Raw genomic sequence first — 15,480 nt, forward strand, 5'->3', positions numbered from 1 at the left:
GCCTCACCGATCGAGTTGCATTGCGGCGTTAAAACCATTGATTGAGGCTGAAGGCACGATAGGATACGAAACGAAACGAAACTTGGGCCTATAAGCCATTGGAAAAGAACGGAAAGATTTTTGTCGCACCGCCCAAGGACGGAAGCGATTTCAAGGAACTGTTCAAGCAGTTAGCCGCGGCGGGAGCAGGCCGGCCATTAGGCAGTGACGGGTTTCCGCAAGGCCCATGGACGCCGGAGCTTTTGGCAGAGGCGATTTCACAGATCGACTCCAACCGGATCGGGGTCGATTTGCGAACGGTGCAGCTCTGGTTTCAAGAGAACGAGAAGGGGATTAGCCCGTCCAACATTCGTTGGCTGGCGCGGATCTTTGGGTGCGACGATCCGGAAGCGACCAGCGAATGGCAAATGGAGCTCAGCGCGGCGCAATCACGGCTAACCGCTAAGAGGCGAGATTCAAAGAAGGCGGGAAGCAGCACGGCGCTGCGGGTTCCAGATATGCCGCCGCCTGTGACGGTCGATAATCAGACGCAGCCTGCGGGCGATCTGCCACAAGGCATTGATGCCACCCGGCGCAGACAGGGTTTCAGCTTGGCGAAAAGATCGGAGGCGCTTTTCAGCCATGGATCTCCCCTGAATTTGCCGGCGTCGATATTCGCGGGTGCCTCCGCCCTTGGGTTTTTGTCGTATATCGTGGGGATCCACAGCGCCACTTATAGCCGGGTGGATGGTGTCGTTAAGCAGGTCGGTTTTCTATGGGCGCCGAACTGGACGTTCCTCTTCATGGTGCTCTTGCCGCTATTTTTCGCGTTCGTGATAGAGCTGCTGATCTTCTGGAAACATGACGCGCGCTTCAGGCTGGGAGCGCAGGGCGACCGGTTGGAAAGCGACAATGCTTGGACGCGCAACGTTCAAGCTTATTCGTACACATACTGGGCGGTTTTCTTGATCTGCGTCTTGTTCGCCGGTCTTTTTCAGTGGATCGGCGTGTGCTTGATCCCGTTGATCAACGGCGGTGGCAACTTTGCGATAGATTGGGGCAAGTTAGCCATTGTGCGTCCTGAAGTCATATCAGTGCCAGTTTCGATTGTTTTCACGGCGCTCGCATATCTCTACATGTGCCTCTGCTTTTATCTTTTTTTCGCGGGCCTCATCCTGCTCCATACGATCGTTCATGATCTTTGGAGAATTGAAGAGGAATCAAAGACACGGCCGGAGGCGGAACATCGGAACGAGGGCAGCGAAATCGGCCCTAGGGTGATGCGGGGGATTTTCCGGTGCACCGTCCTTGGTGTTCTGGTCGCCATATGCATGAAGGTCCAAAGCTCTTACCTCAGCTCGAACGGAGGAGATATCGTGACCTGGATAGTTCGCGATATGTCTTCAGCCCTGTATGAGCATCACGACGGCGGCAATAGGTTCACCTATAGAATGCCAACGCATTACAGCAGCCTCCTTGTCGCCATGTCGACCTGCATCGTTTTTCTGTACGGTTCCATCCGCTTGGGTGTCGGAATGCAGTTTCGCGTGCCTTTGGGGAAGATGTCAGCCGTCGTAGGGTTGCTCTTTGCCAGCTACTTGCTGATCGATGCCTTCGAGGGCTTTTCGATCCTCCTGGGCGTTGGAGTGCTGCTCGCGACATACGGCCTCTTTGATCCAGAGTTTGGGCGATGGCGAGCAAGCGAGTTAGGAAGCAACCAGAGTGTATCATAATTGGCTTGATCGTTGGGACGAGCGGCGGGCGCGGCGCGGTGAGGAAGCGAAGAAAGTAGCGGGTTTCATCCTCGACGCCGGCCGGGCCTTTCCGGGCGAGAAGAGGACAGAGACTATCGACGAGTTTTGTGTCCTTGCGGACCAGGCCCTGTCTGATTCAAGCTTTTACGAGCCGAGCGGGAGCAGTCAGGGCTTTGAAAGGCACGATGAGTGGCTCAGATTTCCATCGGACATTCCTACTGACGTCGAAGAGAACAACGTCGTTTCGGCAAAAATCACTGAGAGCGGCTCGCTCGAGCAGGCATTGGTGATTTTTCATCACTGGAATGCCAGCGCCCGAAATCGTCAGATTGCGAAGTTTTTCTCGCAACGTGGGATCACGGTTGTCGAGATTGCTATGCCTTATCACTTCGAACGCAGCCGTCCCGGCTCACTGTACGCCGATTATATGCTTAGTTCGAATCTCGGCCGAACGATCCAATCTGTAAGGCAGGCCGTATGGGATGGGCGAGAGCTCATCCGCTGGCTGAAGAGCGAAGGCTATCGAGAGGTCTCGGTTCTCGGCATGAGCCTTGGCTCCTGGGTTGCGGGATTGATCGCTGCGCACGATCCGGCCGTATCGAAGGCCTCGTTATTTTTGACGGCGGGTAGTCTCGCTGACATGGTTTGGACGGGGCGCGCGACCCGATCGATACGAGATAGCCTTGAGCCTGTAATTGATCTCACCGAACTCCGAAGGGCATGGGGTCCGCTCAACTTGGAGAATTACGCGCATAATCTGGCACGGTCCGATCTCGAACTTCACGTCGTATTGGCTACGAGGGACAAGGTGGTGTTGCCCGACCTATCGAGACGCCTCATTCAGAAGCTGAAGGACGCCGGAGCCAGGCCGAATGTTTTGGAACTGAACTGCGGTCACTATTCGCTCGCCATGCCGCCTTACATTTTACTGGCGGGTTTGAGCTTGAAGCGGTTTCTATCGTGTGGGGACAAATCGGCCCGGCGAATATCAAGTTGGCGTCGGCCGCTGTCACAGTGACACCCAGGAAAGATCGAGAGCCGCCTAGTGAGGCGGCTCAACGCTGATCAGCGCGTCGAATGCGGCCTCTTCCTGCTGGTGCTGCGCGACGGCGCGCTCCAGCTCGACCGAGATCTGCTGACGCTCGCCGGTGTCGATGGATGCCGCCAACGGCACCGAAATAACGGCGAAAGCGATGTTTTGCTCCGACCTGGATACGTTCCCCATGAGTTGAGTGCGCGTATGGGTGCTGCCCGGCGCTCTATGCTGCCCTTGTAGATGCCCAGCTTCCGGGTCATAGGTCATGGCACGAGATATCGTGGAGAACATAACGCCATGGCTGATCCCGCCTTGAAGGACGTTTCCAGCAATCGGGCAGCAGCATTTTTCGGCGGAGCTGCCATCGGCACCCTCGGGGGACTGATCGGTCTTGGCGGCGCCGAGTTCCGTCTGCCTCTGCTGATCGGCTCGTTCGGCTTCGCCGCGTTGGAAGCCGTCATACTCAACAAGGCCATGAGCCTGGTCGTCGTCGCTTTCGCACTGCCATTTCGAGCCGCTACAGTTCCCTTTGACCAGATTGCGGCGCACTGGCCAATCATCGTCAACCTTCTGGCCGGGAGCCTGGCTGGTGCCTGGCTCGGCGCGGGTTGGGCAACCCGACTGAAGTCCGAGACGCTCTACAAGGTGATTGCCATCTTGCTGCTCATGATCGCGGCCGTGCTGGTGTTCGGTCACGACATCGCAGCAGGTTCGGCCCTTGTCACCGGGACTGCGCAGACCATAGCGGGCGCGGTCGCGGGCCTTGTTATTGGAGTTGTCGCGTCCTTGCTTGGTGTCGCTGGTGGAGAACTCCTTATACCGACCCTCATCCTTCTGTTCGGAGCAGACATCAAGCTCGCCGGAAGTCTCTCTCTGGCGGTGAGCCTGCCGACCATGATCGTTGGCTTTACCCGCTACAGCCGCGACCAGAGCTTTGCCGTCATCAGAAGCAAGCGGGTATTCTTGCTCGTCATGGCCGCCGGATCGATCCTTGGCGCGTTCGTCGGCGGACAGCTCCTCGGCATTGTCCCGAGTGCGGTGTTGCTTCCAGGCCTCGCCTTGATCCTCGTGATCTCGGCGATCAAGGTATGGCGGCACTCGTGATCACGAGCGTCCTGGCAGCAACCGCATGATCTTCAGCGGACCTGCGACAGGAGTTTCCAAGGCAGCAGTTCATCGCTCCGGCTCTGCTTGTGGCCATTGACGATGGCGGTGAGCGCGACGGTCAGATAGGCCAGCGGATCGACGGCATTGAGGTTGCACGTCTCGATGAGCGAGGCGATGGTCGCCAGTTCTCGGCTCCGGCATCGTGGCCTGCAAAGAGTGCGTTCTATGGTCCGCTCGACGCTGTTGTTGTCGATCTCGTGTCGGCCGTTGGTCACGAAGAGCTTCAGACCGTCCCAATATTCGGCCATGTAGGCCAAAGCTTCGCCGAGTGGTTAACGGCCGAAGGCAGCATATATTCAACTCGCTGAGAGGGGAAGAAAGAGCCCTGCCCTCTCTCCCCCACAAGCACTAAACCGGTCTCCCCATGCTTCGGCCGATGGCCTGCAGCACCGGACGGCTGCGCCGACACGGCCCTGCGGGTGGGTGATCCCCCTCCGGTTTAGCGCTTGTCCCCCTCTCTTCCGCTGTTCCGCACGAGCTCGGGAGCAGGAGCTGGGCTCCTGCCCTCCCGTCGATTTGGGAGGTCCGGGAATTAGTGCGGAACCTGGGATTGAGGGTGCGATGACAGAGGATTTTGGGATGGAAGCCGCGGTGTCGTTGGTTGCGATGATAGAGCGGCATATAGCGGCGCTATCGGCGACTTCTGAAGCGGTTCGCGAATGGGATGAACGCCGCGCGGCTGGCAATGTGACCAACGTGGTCTACGCAAACGCTCTGCTCGAGGTGACGAAAGAGGAAGAGGCCGCCAGGCTAAGTATCGTGAACCACCGGCCGTGCAACGATCAGCAAGCATGGCAAAAGTTGACCTACTTGGCCGCGTATTTGTTCGCCACGCGAGGCTCGCTCAAGCCGGAAGAAATGGATGCCGTCTTGAGCACGACGGAGCCTGTGGAGTAGGCCTCTGCCCCGGCCTGGCAATGTGCTGGGTCGAGCGTAAAGGGCAGAAGAATAAAGCCGCCTTGTTGGGCGGCTTCTTTCTTAGTTGATGGTGGCGATCCACTCGCCGGATGCGGACTTTGCGAAGCCGACGATTCGATCAATAGGCCGCGCTTCGGGTCCCATCTTGACTGAGGTCATGCAAGCGACACCTGGCCCTGCCCCAGCCTTGTCACATTGGCCGAGTGCCAGAGAGATTTCCGGCAGATTATTCCGATCCCAAACGAGAGGAGACGCCGCATGTGCTTTGCGGTAGGCGGCCAATGCTTCGTCTTCTGTCGGCGCTTCAACAGTCGGAATAGGGCAAAGCGATGGATCAGCGGAGATAGCCGCAACCAGTTCTGCTTTCGAGATAGCCTGAGCTTCAACTTTCGGCTCGGAGGTTGCTATGTAGGTGGCGCCGGCGCCAGCCGCTATACCGAGGGTGGCTGAGATCGCGATTATGGCGTTCTTGTGCATGGATTCTTCCTCTTAGGCAAGGCTAGGTGCGTAGATTGAACCAGAAGCGCTCTTTGACGCCCTTGTCGTTGGGGATGTCGAAGAACCAGGGATTTGCGCGCCGCGGACGGGGGGAAGTTACCTGCACCTTGCAGCCGTTGGAGCGATTGTCGCGATTCCCAAAATGGTCGCTGTTGCCGCTGATGGACCTTACGGTCACGCCGTTACGCTGGTTGGCGTCCTCGTCACCATAGAGGCGGTTGTACTCGCCGCGGTTCTCGCATCTGTCCACGACCCGGACGCATTGGTCTTCCTCTTTGCGGCGCCGCAAGCCGTTGTCGTTCCCGTCATTGCTAGAGGTGGGGCGCGACCCTGCAGGGCAGTCCTCGAACTCTTGCCGGCCTGGCTCGCCGGCTTTCGCCTCGTGGCAAATGGGCCAATCAAATCCCGGCTTCGACATTGCGGCTATCAGCCTCTTCATCGGGGGCACGCAATAGCGAACGCCCTGCCATGACGGATTTTGCGAGGCAGCGCAAAGGAGGACCTGGCAGCCCCAGGAAGCATCTTTTGCCTCCGCTCCTGTGGGGGCGAAGGTAAGCGCAGCAAGACCGGCTGCAGTATAAAGCAGGTGTTTCATGTCAGTTGGCCCTCATGATGGTCGCGGCTGGAGACGCGTGGTCGACGAACCGCCTGCTGCGTAGATGATGGCGGCAACGAGCGCGAAGCCTGAAAACCAGAGAATCCCGATCCGAAAAAGCATCGGCCGGTTGGGAATGTCCCGGCAAAGCGGTGGAAAGGCGAATAGGCCGACGAGAAAGCTGTCCAGCGCCAGATGACGTTGATCGAGAAAGAGGATCGAAACGACCAGGAGCGCCAGGGCGAACGGACCGTGCACCCACCATATTCGTTCCGAAACGACGATGAGCGCAAACGAAGGGAATGGCGAGCATTAAGCTCGCCAGCGGATCGGTTGCGAAAGAGCTCGCAATATGTGCGAAGTCGGGCAACTATCGGTCTGTCCTCTTGGGCTTTTTTCGCGCGTCGATGAAGAGCGGCGATATTTCACTTTCCCGTTCGACAAGTAGGTTGAAATCAGCGATCGGCTGGCGGTCTGGCGTCTTGTCGACGGCCTTGCGACGCCACTCGTTCATGTCCAGAACGTAAGTGGCCCACATGCCATAGCGGGCCGCCATCGCATGCTGCTGATAGGCCAGGTATTGGCTGTTGTATGAATAGGGCGACGCGACGCGCGCCCATCCGACACGAAGCATCTCGACCGCAATATCGCGGCCGGCTGACGTGCAGCGGGCTTGGGGGATACCGTCATTGCCATAGGCTAAGACGGTACATTCGACCGGTTTGCTGCCTATGGTCCTCTTGAGCCAAGCCTTTGCAAGTGGGCCGCACGGAACGGGTGAAGGCGCCTTTTGCCGCTCGCGATCGACCCACTTGGGATCAATCGCCCACTGTGGGAGCTCGCACGCGTCGATCTCGACGAGGCGAACGCGCTGCGCATATTGCGGATACCACAGGGTGCGGCCGTCCATGACGGCGACTCGGCCGTTGTAGACCGGATTTTGGTAGATCGGAGCCTCGCTCAATCTCTGCGGTGGCCGAGCCGCCGCGGCCGGAGTCTTGATGAGATCCGCGGCTGTCGCTGCATGGGGGACCGTAGCGAGCGCGGCGGCTGCAAGGAGGTATCGCTTCATTGATCTGCCTTCTTGGTTCGCGCATTCACCTCGCGGCTCAAGAGAATGGCCGGATGCTGGACGTCTTCGAACTGCCAGAGGCCGGCACGCTTATCGCGCGCGAGTTTCTCAGACACGGCATAGGGGACGTGATAGGGCATGCCCTCACCGTTGAGGGCCGCGAAGGCGTATCCGCTCGTGATCAGGACGTTTGCCAGATCAAGCCGCTCCTTCCCAACTGTGGCGTAGCAGACGACGTAAGCGATACCGTTTTTCTTCACCACCGGGGCGCAAACGGGTTTGGTGTCTTTGATATAGGCCGCTAGCACGGCAAGAGACGCCTCGCCGCAGTCGCGATTCTGCCCGTGCTTGTCCGTATAGGCAGTGCCGCGCAAACAGGACTGGACGCCATAGAGGCGGAATCTTTCACCGTTGGAAACCCACGTGTCGCCAGTTTCCAGGGTGACGCCAGGAAGAAGATCGAAATAGCCTGCGGGCGCTGCGGATACGGATGTCGGCAAGAGAGCCAACACAAGGGAAAGAGCCCTTCTCATTGACCCTTCACCCTCGGATCGGCCCACATTCCGAATGACCCCTTCTGGCCGATCTCCTCAGCTTTGGAGAGATCCGGACGAACGGGAGTCCCATCTGGCTTTTTTGCGAGGCGGAGCGCGCCTATCGACAAAAGCTGCTCCTCGAACATATCGACGGAGTCGAGGCTACCAGGGAAATTATAGTAGCCGTAGCAGGTGGCGTTCTGGACGGGCGAACCTTGCTCGCTCACGAAGGCACGGCAAAACACGACCTTCGGGTTTTGTAACAGGATCTGAAGCTGTTGCTGCGCATAATCGGTGCAGCTCCCGGCGAAGTCTTCACTGCGATTGACCATTTCGCCCTTGCATGGCTCCAGGCCAAAAAGGTGCAGTGTTGTCTTGTCATCCACGCGAAAGTCGGTCGGTGAAACGGCCTTAAATCCGGCCGTTGTTGCATAGCCCTTCCGATCGGCGACCTTCCCGCTTCCGTCGTAATATTCGAGCACGAGAACCGTCTTGCCCGGCGCTGCGAGCGATTTGATGTAATCCTTGTTGATGTCCGAGAGGGACAAAGCAGGCGTTGCGATAGCGCAACTTGCGAGTGCGGCGATGATGGTCCGTTTCATTTTCTAGCCCTTACCCATATTGCTTCAGCTAGTTCCCCTGCAATAGGGGGTTTAAGTCTGCCTCGAAAAGTTGTATCGCTGAACCAAATCGATGCGACACCTTCACCAGCTTAGTTGGTTTTCGTTTCGATCACAACACCGCAAGTTAGGCGCGCGGCAATGGAAAAAAGGGCTAGATTTTCAAGCGTTGTGGGCTGGGCCGCTTTGACGGGAAGCGCCCTTTTGTGCACGAGCTGGGTTCAGATTTCTTACGCCCAAGATGGGCAGAAATCTGCAGATAACATAACAAAGAAAGGCACTTGGACGATCGAGCGCAAGGCGGCGCTTGCAACGAACTTCGATGAGCGCTGGCGCGGCTCAGAGAAGGAGTTCGTGCTAGGCGCTGATGGTGTTGTGAAGCAGGAAAATGCGGTTCAGAACAAAGCCGACAAAGGCCCCCACGATTTGGGGGGTCTGCATCCTATTGATGCAACTTTGAGCAATTTTGCTCCCTCCAACAATGCACCGAACAGGGTTGATGAAGCGCAAGTTCTCACGGGCTCGATACAGCATATTGATGCAGTTCGGCAGATAGATGACAGCACCAACGACGATTATGAGTGCGGTCCGTCGCCGCTCAACCCGGAAGAGGTTAAGTCTCTGGTTGTGCAGACGGCGCGCAAATATCGCGTCGATGAAGTCTTCGCGACGGCCATCGCCTGGGCGGAGAGCGGATTTGACCAAAGCCGCAATTCCCCAAAGGGCGCGCGCGGACCGATGCAGCTCATGCCTGCTACGGCTGCGCGGTTCGGCGTTAAGGACATCTGTGATCCCGCTCAGAACATTGAGGGCGGGATGAAGTACCTGCGATTTCTGCTTGATGAGTTTCAGAACCCGCTCCTGGTCGCGGCTGCCTACAACAGCGGCGAACAGCGAATCTACCAACACGGCGGCATCCCTCCGTTCCAGGAAACAGTCGGATACGTCGCCAAGGTGGTGAACTACCAACTCGGGCTGCCAATGCCGTCGGCAAAAGGCAAGGCGAGGCCGGCCGCTCCGCAGGCGGTCTCGGATGCGAGTGACAGCGGCGACGCCGGTGTCATCGCTGTGAAGAAGACCGGCAAGTTTGTCGGCGGTGTCATGCACTTTTGAAGGAGAGAAACATGCAATTTGAAATGCAAACGAGGAAGTCTCAGGCGGTGAAGCTCGCAGCCACGCTCGGCATTGTAGCGGCACTCCAAGTCGCGGGCGCGGATGTTGCTCTCGCGCAGAGTGCAGGCGGCGCCTTCGGGCCGCTGCAGACGGCGGTACAGATGATCGTCGATTTTATCACCGGCCCGTTCGGTCGGCTGCTCGCGATCATTGCCGTTATCGGCCTTGGCTTTCTGGCATTCGCCGGTCGCTTGTCGTGGTTCACGGCCGGCGCGGTCGTGATGGGAATCGGTCTGGTGTTTGGCGCACCGGCGATCGTCGACGAGATGATCTCGGCGGTCGGTCAGTGACCGATGAGTGAGTTTCAGGACGAAAAACCAGCTCTGACGCCGTTGGTGATCGGGTTAACCCGGTCCCCAACCCTTTGGGGCGTGCCCTACATGGCGGTGGTGCTGATCGTTGGGGTGACCATCATCGGCTGGCTTGCAACGAACGACCTCCTGGCGTTGCTCATCGCGCCGATTGCTTACGTTGTCCTGTTCTCGCTCTGCACCTGGGACAACAGGATCCTCGATGTGATGCAGGTGACGTCCCGCAAGACGCCACGCACGCCCAACAAGCGCTTTTGGGGCACCAACTCTTACGGACCGTGACCATGCTGAAAGTCGTCAAAGAAGAGCTTGGATTCGGCCCGGTCGCCAGCAATGAGCGGCCAATGTCGACTCATATTCCGTATCTCCGGCATGTCTCCGATACAGTGATCGGGCTGGAAAACGGATCGCTTCTAAGCGTCATCAAACTCGATGGATTGTTCTTCCAGACGGAGGACCAGGCTGAGCTCAACATGCGGTCGGTCGTCCAGAACACGATGATCCGCGCCTTGGGGTCGAGCCGCTATTCTCTTTGGTCGACTGTGATCCGGAGAGAGGTCGAAACGCAGATCGGTGGCGCGTTCGACGAACCATTCTGCGACCTGTTGAACAAGCGCTACATGGAGCAACTGCGCCACAAGCGCATGTTTACGAACGAAATATACTTGACGGTCGTACGGTCTGGGATGCGGGGCGCCCTCGGCATTGGCGACTCGTTGAAGAGGCTCTTTGACAAGGCAAACAGGGACGCTCGGGTCCAGCAAACGCGCGAAGATGTTACGGAGCTCGAGGAGCTGATCGGCAACATCGTCCGCGATCTGCACAAGTATGGAGCCCGGGCGCTCGGAATTACCTATCGTCGCAGGAATGACGACGAGGCCAAGATTGGGGGGCGTGAAGAGAAGGAGAAAGGCGAGCCCTACTCCGAACCCTGCGAGTTCTTCAACGCGATCCTGAGCTGCGGGGTGCCGCGCAAGATGCGCCTGCCCCGCATGGGCCTTCGCAATTATGTCGGAACGTCGCGACTGCATTTCAGCAAACGGACGATGCAGGCTCAAGCGGCTGTCGACGAAGACACCCGCTTTGGAGCGCTCTTGTCCATCAAGGAGTATCCGCCCTTCACCGGGCCGGGCATGCTGGACGGCCTGCTGCAGGTGAACCACGAATTCATTCTGACGCAATCCTTCACCATCGCCGACAAGCCGATCGCCCAAGAACGAATTAGTCGATTGCAGAGGCAGATCAGAGCCTCGGACGAGTCCGGCAGTTCAGTCGAACAGGATATCGACTATGCGCTCAATAGCTTGATGAACCAGGAGGCCGTCTTCGGCTTCCACCATCTTTCGCTCCTATGCCTCTCCCGCGATCTCCCGGGCCTTAGCCGCACCGTTTCCGAACTCGGTGCTTGCCTTACCGACATGAATCTCACCTGGCTTCGCGAGGATCTGAATCTCGAAGCGGGATTTTGGGCGCAACTGCCCGGCAATCACAGCTACATTGCTCGCAAAGCGATGCTGTCGAGCGCGAATTTTTCCGGCCTGTCCTCCATGCACAATTTCGCGACGGGCCAGGCCGATCGCACCCATTGGGGACTGCCTATCACGATCCTCGAAACCACGTCGCAGACGCCGTACTGGTTCAATTTCCATCGCCGCGACATCGGGCACTTCCTCGTCACGGGACCAACCGGCTCCGGTAAAACGGTCGCTTTGACTTTCCTGCTCGCACAGGCGATGCGCGTTTCACCGACACCGAAAGCGGTGTTCTTCGACAAAGATCGTGGCGCCGAAATCTTCGTAAGGGCGATTGGCGGTTCATATGAGGTGCTGTCACCGGGAACGCCGACCGGCTTTAACCCGCTGCAGCTCGAAAATACCGGCCCGAACCGCGAATTTCTCCTTCGCCTCTTGAAGGCAATGCTGCGCTCCGGCCATCGCAGCGACTTCACCCAGGAGGACGAGGATACGCTAGAAAGGGCGATCGTCCGCCTGATGCAGGAACCTGCGTCGGAGCGCAACCTAGCGAACTTGGCCGCCCTCCTGGTGGGCCGGTCGCGGGCGGATGCCAATGACCTTCACTCGCGCCTTCGGCCTTGGATCGAAGGTGAAAAGGCGTGGCTCTTCAACGCCCAGCACGACGTTCTCTCTTTCTCGGGTCGCAGCGTCTTCGGGTTCGACATGACGAACATCCTCGGCAACGAGGATCTCCGCACGCCGGCGCTGATGTACCTCTATCATCGCCTCGACGAGCTGCTCGACGGAAACCCCGTCATGTTCTTCATGGACGAGGGCTGGCAGCTCCTTATAGACGAGACGTTTTCGGCGTTCATCGTCGACAAGATGAAAACCATCCGCAAGCTCAATGGCATTGTCGGTTTCGGCACTCAGTCCGCGGCGGATATCGCGAAGGCGAAAGCCTCGCATACGCTGATCGAGCAGTCAGCGACCAACATTCACTTCCCAAACCCCCGGGCTGACGAAGAGAGCTACATCAAGCGCTTCGGGCTGACGGTGAAGGAATTCAACTTCATCAAAAACACCCCTCCCGAAAAGCGAACCTTCCTTATTAAGCACGGCAATGACTCCGTCATCGCCCGGCTCGATCTCTCCGCCATGCCCGATCTCGTGAAGGTGCTTTCCGGACGCAAGGAGACCGTCGAGGAGTGCGCAGCGCTTCGGGAACGATATGGCGACGAGCCTGAGAATTGGCTGGCTGAATTTTGCGGATGGGAGAAGACCGAATGAGGACGAATCCTGCTTTGTGGGTGATTTCGGCGCTGACCCTCGGAATAGCCGGGCCGGCGCTCTCTCAAGTGCCGGTGATTGATGGCAAGGTGCTCGAGACCGATACCAAACGCGATCAGACGACGACGGAAATCGAGAAGACGGATACTGATCGTCACACCGTCAGCAAAAGCGTGACCTGCTCGATGTATCGTCCAGGCCGAAGCGGTGACGCGGCTTCGGCTGCAACTGCAAACCCGGAAATTGCCGGGCTGGTGAAGCGAGTGGCCCAAGAGGAAGGCGTTGATGAAAACCTCTTCATGGCGCTCGTCTATCAGGAAAGCCGGTTCAATCCGTGTGCGAAATCGCCCGTCGGCGCGATCGGCCTGTCACAGCTCATGCCGGGTACGGCGAAGGACCTCGGGGTTAATCCTTATGACATGGAAGACAACCTTCGGGGCGGCGCACGCTATTTGAAGCAACAGCTTCGCCGATTCAACGGCAACACCAATCTGGCGCTGGCCGCCTACAACGCGGGACCTGGCAACGTCCAGAAGTATGGCGGGATACCTCCCTTCAAGGAAACGCAGGGGTATGTGGCGAACATCACCCAAAAGTGGCTACCAGCTTTCGGCGGTTCCGACGTTGCCAATATTCCTGCGAACTATGGCGGCGGCTCCACGGCCTTTACCGGCATGCGGGACTCCACGATCAACTCAATGGCGACTTCGCAGGCGATCGGGGAAAGCAGCGGAAACGTAGCCTCCTGGCTGCAGCAGTTGGGCGCAATGTCCAGCGGCACAATCCAAGACAGTTGGGATCACAATTCCGGCGCGCGTAATGCCAATCTCGAAATGATGAACCAGGTCATCCGCCTCGGCACGACGATGGCGGACCTTATGAATTCTCGCAGTGCGGTCGATGTCGGCAATCTTTCCGGCGCATCACGCACGAGCGACTTCAAGACTGATGACGACGAGGCGGATCGCGAAACGACCGGTGTTTGCGATCCTCGCGACGGGCTTGAATGGAGCCCGACAGAAAAGGCTTGCGTCCAGAAGCGGGAGCGCGAAGCCAACGTAGATCTGATGTTGGCCGCTCAATGAGGAGAACTGCCATGAAGCTTTCGATTTTGACGGCGTGTTCGATAGCCCTTGCGTCTACAGCTTTCGCGCAAGTCCCGGTCATCGACGCTGCCAATCTTGAGATTGCGCAGAGAACGTCGAAAACCACAGACGACATTCTCGGCACCAACAAGGAAGTCCTGAAAACGGTGCAGGAGACCCTACAGGCGGTAACCGGCGATCGCGGTAGCGACGCCAATCAGATGCAGAATCTTGCCGTCGGCAATGGCTTCAGCGTCTCTCAAATGCCGTCCTTCGATAGCCTGATGTCTGGCGGCGTTCCGAACTTCGGAAGCATGGGCGGCGATGTTGCCAAGGTCGCAACGACCTTCATCAACGGCCTGCAACTGGTGAAGAACCTGTCCGGGCAGGCGGGCAGCTCGTTTTCGGGCGACAAGTCTTACGAAGAGATGGTGAACACCGTTCTCGGTGTCGCGGCGCTCGTTACCGGATCGCAGCAGGCAGTTCAAACGCGCCGCACCTCTTTCGAGCAGGCGGGGGCAAACATCGGCCAGGCCAAGGACATCAAGGGCTCGATCGATCAGAACACACAGCTTCAGGTTCAGGCAGGCCTGACCATCAACGAGCTGATCGGCGTCATGAACGGCGCCGTGTCTTCGCTTCAGGCCGATAACCAGCGGCGCCTGACGGACATTTCCAACTCGAAGAAGGCGCTCACCTACAGTGACCAGTAAAAACACCACGACCGCAAAGGTTCTGTTTCTCGTCCTGATCGCGGCCGGCCTGGCCGGCTGCGGTACAGCGGCGAAGGAGAAGACCGCCCCCTGCAAGAGACCTGCCAACCTGACGTCTTACGTGCCGGATCCTCGCCAAGGATGCGGCCCGATGATGAGCGTCAACGGTGACGCAGCGGCAGCCCTGGCGGCAATCGAGGCAATGGCGGCTGAATAAGGACAGTTTGCAACGATGCACGATTTTCTAGGCGATCTGCTGGACAGAATTGAACAGACCGGCGCGAATTTTTCCTCCCGGGCCTACGGGATTGTCGGCGATGAGATCGTGCCGCTGCTCACCATCATGTTCATTGCATATGTGGGCTACTACGGCCTCCAGCTTTTCATGGGAACGGCCCGCGTCAGCGTCAGCGAGATCATTGGTCGCGTCGCCCGGATGTTGATCATTCTGGCGCTGGTCAGAGAGTGGGACTACTTCAACACTCTTTTCTATTCCTGGCTGAATAACACGCCAGAGGACGTCGGCCGGGCGATCCTTACCGCCACCGGCACAGGCATCACAGAGCCGACGAACGGCCTTTCGATGATCTGGAAAACGGCCAATGAGGCTGCTTCTGCCTTCGCAGAACAGTCTGGTTATTTTGCGGTGTTGCCGTCCATGATCGGTTTTTTGATCATGTTTGCAGTGGCGGTCTTCATTGCAGTGGCTTTGGCGATCCTGCTCCTGGCCAAGGTGATGATGTGGGTGCTGATCGGGACCGCACCGATCTTCATTGGCTGCATGCTCTTCGAACCGACGAGGGGCATGGGCGTCGCCTGGTCCCAGCAGGTGCTGATGTATGCGCTGATCCCGCTATTCGTCTACGTCGTGGCTGCATTCCTGATCTCAGCAATGGACCCGGAACTGACAAAGGTCACGAGCGCTGCAAGCCAACGGGAACTTCAGCTTAGCGACATTTCCGCTTTCCTGCTCCTCTGCGCCGCAGGCGCATTTGTCCTCTTCAACATTCAGGTTCTCGCGCAGGGCATTACAGGTGGCGTGGCCGCCGGCATTGGCAATGCAGCGCGCGCGGCTGGCCGATGGGCAGGCGTATCGGCACCAATATCCGCCCTGTCAGGCGGACAACGTCTGGCGGGGTCAATTGGGAACGCCGGAATGCAAGCCAGGGCACGCACCCAGGAAGGCATGAGAACCAACATTCGCAACGCCGCTGCTGAGGCGATGCAGAACCGCATTAGCAGCAACAGCATGCCTCGCTGAGGGCGCGAAATTAAGGGC

The 15,480-nt window shown here is 58.3% G+C and carries 19 protein-coding genes and 1 pseudogene; 12 read left to right on the plus strand and 8 right to left on the minus strand.

The features are described 5' to 3' along the window. Positions 1-98 precede the first annotated feature (98 nt). Complete coding sequence (locus FN060_RS02970; protein ID WP_142586823.1) at positions 99-1,712, plus strand: RcgA family putative transporter; 1,614 nt, start codon at positions 99-101, stop codon at positions 1,710-1,712. After that, complete coding sequence (locus tag FN060_RS02975) at positions 1,702-2,751, plus strand: RcgR family putative quorum lactone hydrolase (protein ID WP_142586824.1); 1,050 nt, start codon at positions 1,702-1,704, stop codon at positions 2,749-2,751. The genes FN060_RS02970 and FN060_RS02975 overlap by 11 nt, the downstream gene beginning before the upstream one ends. A 24-nt stretch (positions 2,752-2,775) precedes the next feature. Here FN060_RS02975 and FN060_RS02980 read toward each other — a convergent pair whose 3' ends face one another. Continuing rightward, positions 2,776-3,036, minus strand: a complete 261-nt coding sequence (locus FN060_RS02980) for a hypothetical protein (RefSeq protein ID WP_244665679.1) — start codon at positions 3,034-3,036, stop codon at positions 2,776-2,778. Positions 3,037-3,066: 30 nt separating this feature from the next. Between FN060_RS02980 and FN060_RS02985 the strand changes: the two genes are divergently transcribed. After that, positions 3,067-3,873 (plus strand): sulfite exporter TauE/SafE family protein, encoded by an 807-nt coding sequence (locus FN060_RS02985; protein WP_142586825.1) that lies wholly within the window; start codon positions 3,067-3,069, stop codon positions 3,871-3,873. 32 nt (positions 3,874-3,905) lie between these two features. Here FN060_RS02985 and FN060_RS02990 read toward each other — a convergent pair. Next, a pseudogene (locus FN060_RS02990) lies at positions 3,906-4,205 on the minus strand (transposase domain-containing protein); the annotation flags it as partial. A 292-nt stretch (positions 4,206-4,497) separates the two neighbouring features. Between FN060_RS02990 and FN060_RS02995 the strand changes: the two are divergent. Continuing rightward, entirely contained in the window at positions 4,498-4,833 is a 336-nt protein-coding gene (locus FN060_RS02995) for a hypothetical protein (protein ID WP_183950024.1), read from the plus strand. Between the two features lie 81 nt (positions 4,834-4,914). On the opposite strand, the gene FN060_RS03000 is transcribed toward FN060_RS02995, so the two are convergent. From FN060_RS03000 to FN060_RS03025, 6 genes are all read right to left on the minus strand, one after another. Next, positions 4,915-5,331 (minus strand): hypothetical protein, encoded by a 417-nt coding sequence (locus FN060_RS03000; RefSeq protein ID WP_142586826.1) that lies wholly within the window; start codon positions 5,329-5,331, stop codon positions 4,915-4,917. A gap of 22 nt (positions 5,332-5,353) precedes the next feature. Beyond that, a complete protein-coding gene (locus FN060_RS03005) occupies positions 5,354-5,947 on the minus strand; it encodes a hypothetical protein (protein ID WP_142586827.1) in 594 nt (197 codons plus the stop codon). Positions 5,948-5,959: 12 nt separating this feature from the next. Further along, positions 5,960-6,205, minus strand: coding sequence for a hypothetical protein (locus FN060_RS03010; RefSeq protein WP_244665680.1), 246 nt, complete (start codon positions 6,203-6,205; stop codon positions 5,960-5,962). A gap of 112 nt (positions 6,206-6,317) precedes the next feature. Beyond that, positions 6,318-7,019, minus strand: coding sequence for a thermonuclease family protein (locus FN060_RS03015; RefSeq protein ID WP_142586828.1), 702 nt, complete (start codon positions 7,017-7,019; stop codon positions 6,318-6,320). Continuing rightward, on the minus strand, positions 7,016-7,552 hold the full coding sequence (locus tag FN060_RS03020; RefSeq protein ID WP_142586829.1) for a thermonuclease family protein: 537 nt from the start codon (positions 7,550-7,552) through the stop codon (positions 7,016-7,018). Before FN060_RS03020 ends, FN060_RS03015 begins: the two co-directional genes overlap by 4 nt. Then, positions 7,549-8,157 (minus strand): hypothetical protein, encoded by a 609-nt coding sequence (locus tag FN060_RS03025; protein ID WP_142586830.1) that lies wholly within the window; start codon positions 8,155-8,157, stop codon positions 7,549-7,551. Before FN060_RS03025 ends, FN060_RS03020 begins: the two co-directional genes overlap by 4 nt. 222 nt (positions 8,158-8,379) lie before the next feature. On the opposite strand from FN060_RS03025, the gene FN060_RS03030 reads away from it, so the two are divergent. From FN060_RS03030 to FN060_RS03065, 8 genes are read left to right on the plus strand one after another with little or no spacing between them, the layout of a single operon-like run. Then, positions 8,380-9,288: a lytic transglycosylase domain-containing protein gene (locus FN060_RS03030; RefSeq protein WP_183950029.1), complete on the plus strand. Its 909-nt coding sequence runs from the start codon at positions 8,380-8,382 to the stop codon at positions 9,286-9,288. A gap of 11 nt (positions 9,289-9,299) precedes the next feature. Beyond that, positions 9,300-9,638 carry a TrbC/VirB2 family type IV secretion system protein gene (locus FN060_RS03035; RefSeq protein WP_142586831.1) on the plus strand — a complete coding sequence of 113 codons (339 nt, stop codon included), beginning with the start codon at positions 9,300-9,302 and terminating at the stop codon, positions 9,636-9,638. A 3-nt stretch (positions 9,639-9,641) separates the two neighbouring features. Further along, positions 9,642-9,941 carry a VirB3 family type IV secretion system protein gene (locus FN060_RS03040; RefSeq protein ID WP_142586832.1) on the plus strand — a complete coding sequence of 100 codons (300 nt, stop codon included), beginning with the start codon at positions 9,642-9,644 and terminating at the stop codon, positions 9,939-9,941. Between the two features lie 2 nt (positions 9,942-9,943). Further along, on the plus strand, positions 9,944-12,403 hold the full coding sequence (locus tag FN060_RS03045; protein WP_142586833.1) for a VirB4 family type IV secretion/conjugal transfer ATPase: 2,460 nt from the start codon (positions 9,944-9,946) through the stop codon (positions 12,401-12,403). Continuing rightward, on the plus strand, positions 12,400-13,488 hold the full coding sequence (locus tag FN060_RS03050; RefSeq protein WP_142586834.1) for a lytic transglycosylase domain-containing protein: 1,089 nt from the start codon (positions 12,400-12,402) through the stop codon (positions 13,486-13,488). The genes FN060_RS03045 and FN060_RS03050 overlap by 4 nt, the downstream gene beginning before the upstream one ends. Positions 13,489-13,499: 11 nt before the next feature. Further along, positions 13,500-14,201 carry a type IV secretion system protein gene (locus FN060_RS03055; protein WP_127620009.1) on the plus strand — a complete coding sequence of 234 codons (702 nt, stop codon included), beginning with the start codon at positions 13,500-13,502 and terminating at the stop codon, positions 14,199-14,201. Further along, positions 14,191-14,418, plus strand: a complete 228-nt coding sequence (locus FN060_RS03060; protein ID WP_142586835.1) for a hypothetical protein — start codon at positions 14,191-14,193, stop codon at positions 14,416-14,418. The genes FN060_RS03055 and FN060_RS03060 overlap by 11 nt, the downstream gene beginning before the upstream one ends. A 15-nt stretch (positions 14,419-14,433) precedes the next feature. Then, positions 14,434-15,462 carry a TrbL/VirB6 family protein gene (locus tag FN060_RS03065; RefSeq protein WP_142586836.1) on the plus strand — a complete coding sequence of 343 codons (1,029 nt, stop codon included), beginning with the start codon at positions 14,434-14,436 and terminating at the stop codon, positions 15,460-15,462. Positions 15,463-15,480 lie beyond the last annotated feature (18 nt).

The sequence above is a fragment of the Pseudorhizobium halotolerans genome, assembly GCF_902153235.2.
Classification (GTDB): Bacteria; Pseudomonadota; Alphaproteobacteria; order Rhizobiales; family Rhizobiaceae; genus Neorhizobium; species Neorhizobium flavum.

Bases quoted from the DNA above. Each gene is read 5' to 3' on its own strand.
- FN060_RS03035 (WP_142586831.1), top strand. From the start codon at position 9,300: ATGCAATTTGAAATGCAAACGAGGAAGTCTCAGGCGGTGAAGCTCGCA.
- FN060_RS03050 (WP_142586834.1), top strand. From the start codon at position 12,400: ATGAGGACGAATCCTGCTTTGTGGGTGATTTCGGCGCTGACCCTCGGA.
- FN060_RS02985 (WP_142586825.1), top strand. From the start codon at position 3,067: ATGGCTGATCCCGCCTTGAAGGACGTTTCCAGCAATCGGGCAGCAGCA.
- FN060_RS03040 (WP_142586832.1), top strand. From the start codon at position 9,642: ATGAGTGAGTTTCAGGACGAAAAACCAGCTCTGACGCCGTTGGTGATC.
- FN060_RS03000 (WP_142586826.1), bottom strand. From the start codon at position 5,331: ATGCACAAGAACGCCATAATCGCGATCTCAGCCACCCTCGGTATAGCG.
- FN060_RS02980 (WP_244665679.1), bottom strand. From the start codon at position 3,036: ATGACCTATGACCCGGAAGCTGGGCATCTACAAGGGCAGCATAGAGCG.
- FN060_RS03005 (WP_142586827.1), bottom strand. From the start codon at position 5,947: ATGAAACACCTGCTTTATACTGCAGCCGGTCTTGCTGCGCTTACCTTC.
- FN060_RS03055 (WP_127620009.1), top strand. From the start codon at position 13,500: ATGAAGCTTTCGATTTTGACGGCGTGTTCGATAGCCCTTGCGTCTACA.
- FN060_RS03045 (WP_142586833.1), top strand. From the start codon at position 9,944: ATGCTGAAAGTCGTCAAAGAAGAGCTTGGATTCGGCCCGGTCGCCAGC.
- FN060_RS03020 (WP_142586829.1), bottom strand. From the start codon at position 7,552: ATGAGAAGGGCTCTTTCCCTTGTGTTGGCTCTCTTGCCGACATCCGTA.
- FN060_RS03015 (WP_142586828.1), bottom strand. From the start codon at position 7,019: ATGAAGCGATACCTCCTTGCAGCCGCCGCGCTCGCTACGGTCCCCCAT.
- FN060_RS03025 (WP_142586830.1), bottom strand. From the start codon at position 8,157: ATGAAACGGACCATCATCGCCGCACTCGCAAGTTGCGCTATCGCAACG.
- FN060_RS02995 (WP_183950024.1), top strand. From the start codon at position 4,498: ATGACAGAGGATTTTGGGATGGAAGCCGCGGTGTCGTTGGTTGCGATG.
- FN060_RS03065 (WP_142586836.1), top strand. From the start codon at position 14,434: ATGCACGATTTTCTAGGCGATCTGCTGGACAGAATTGAACAGACCGGC.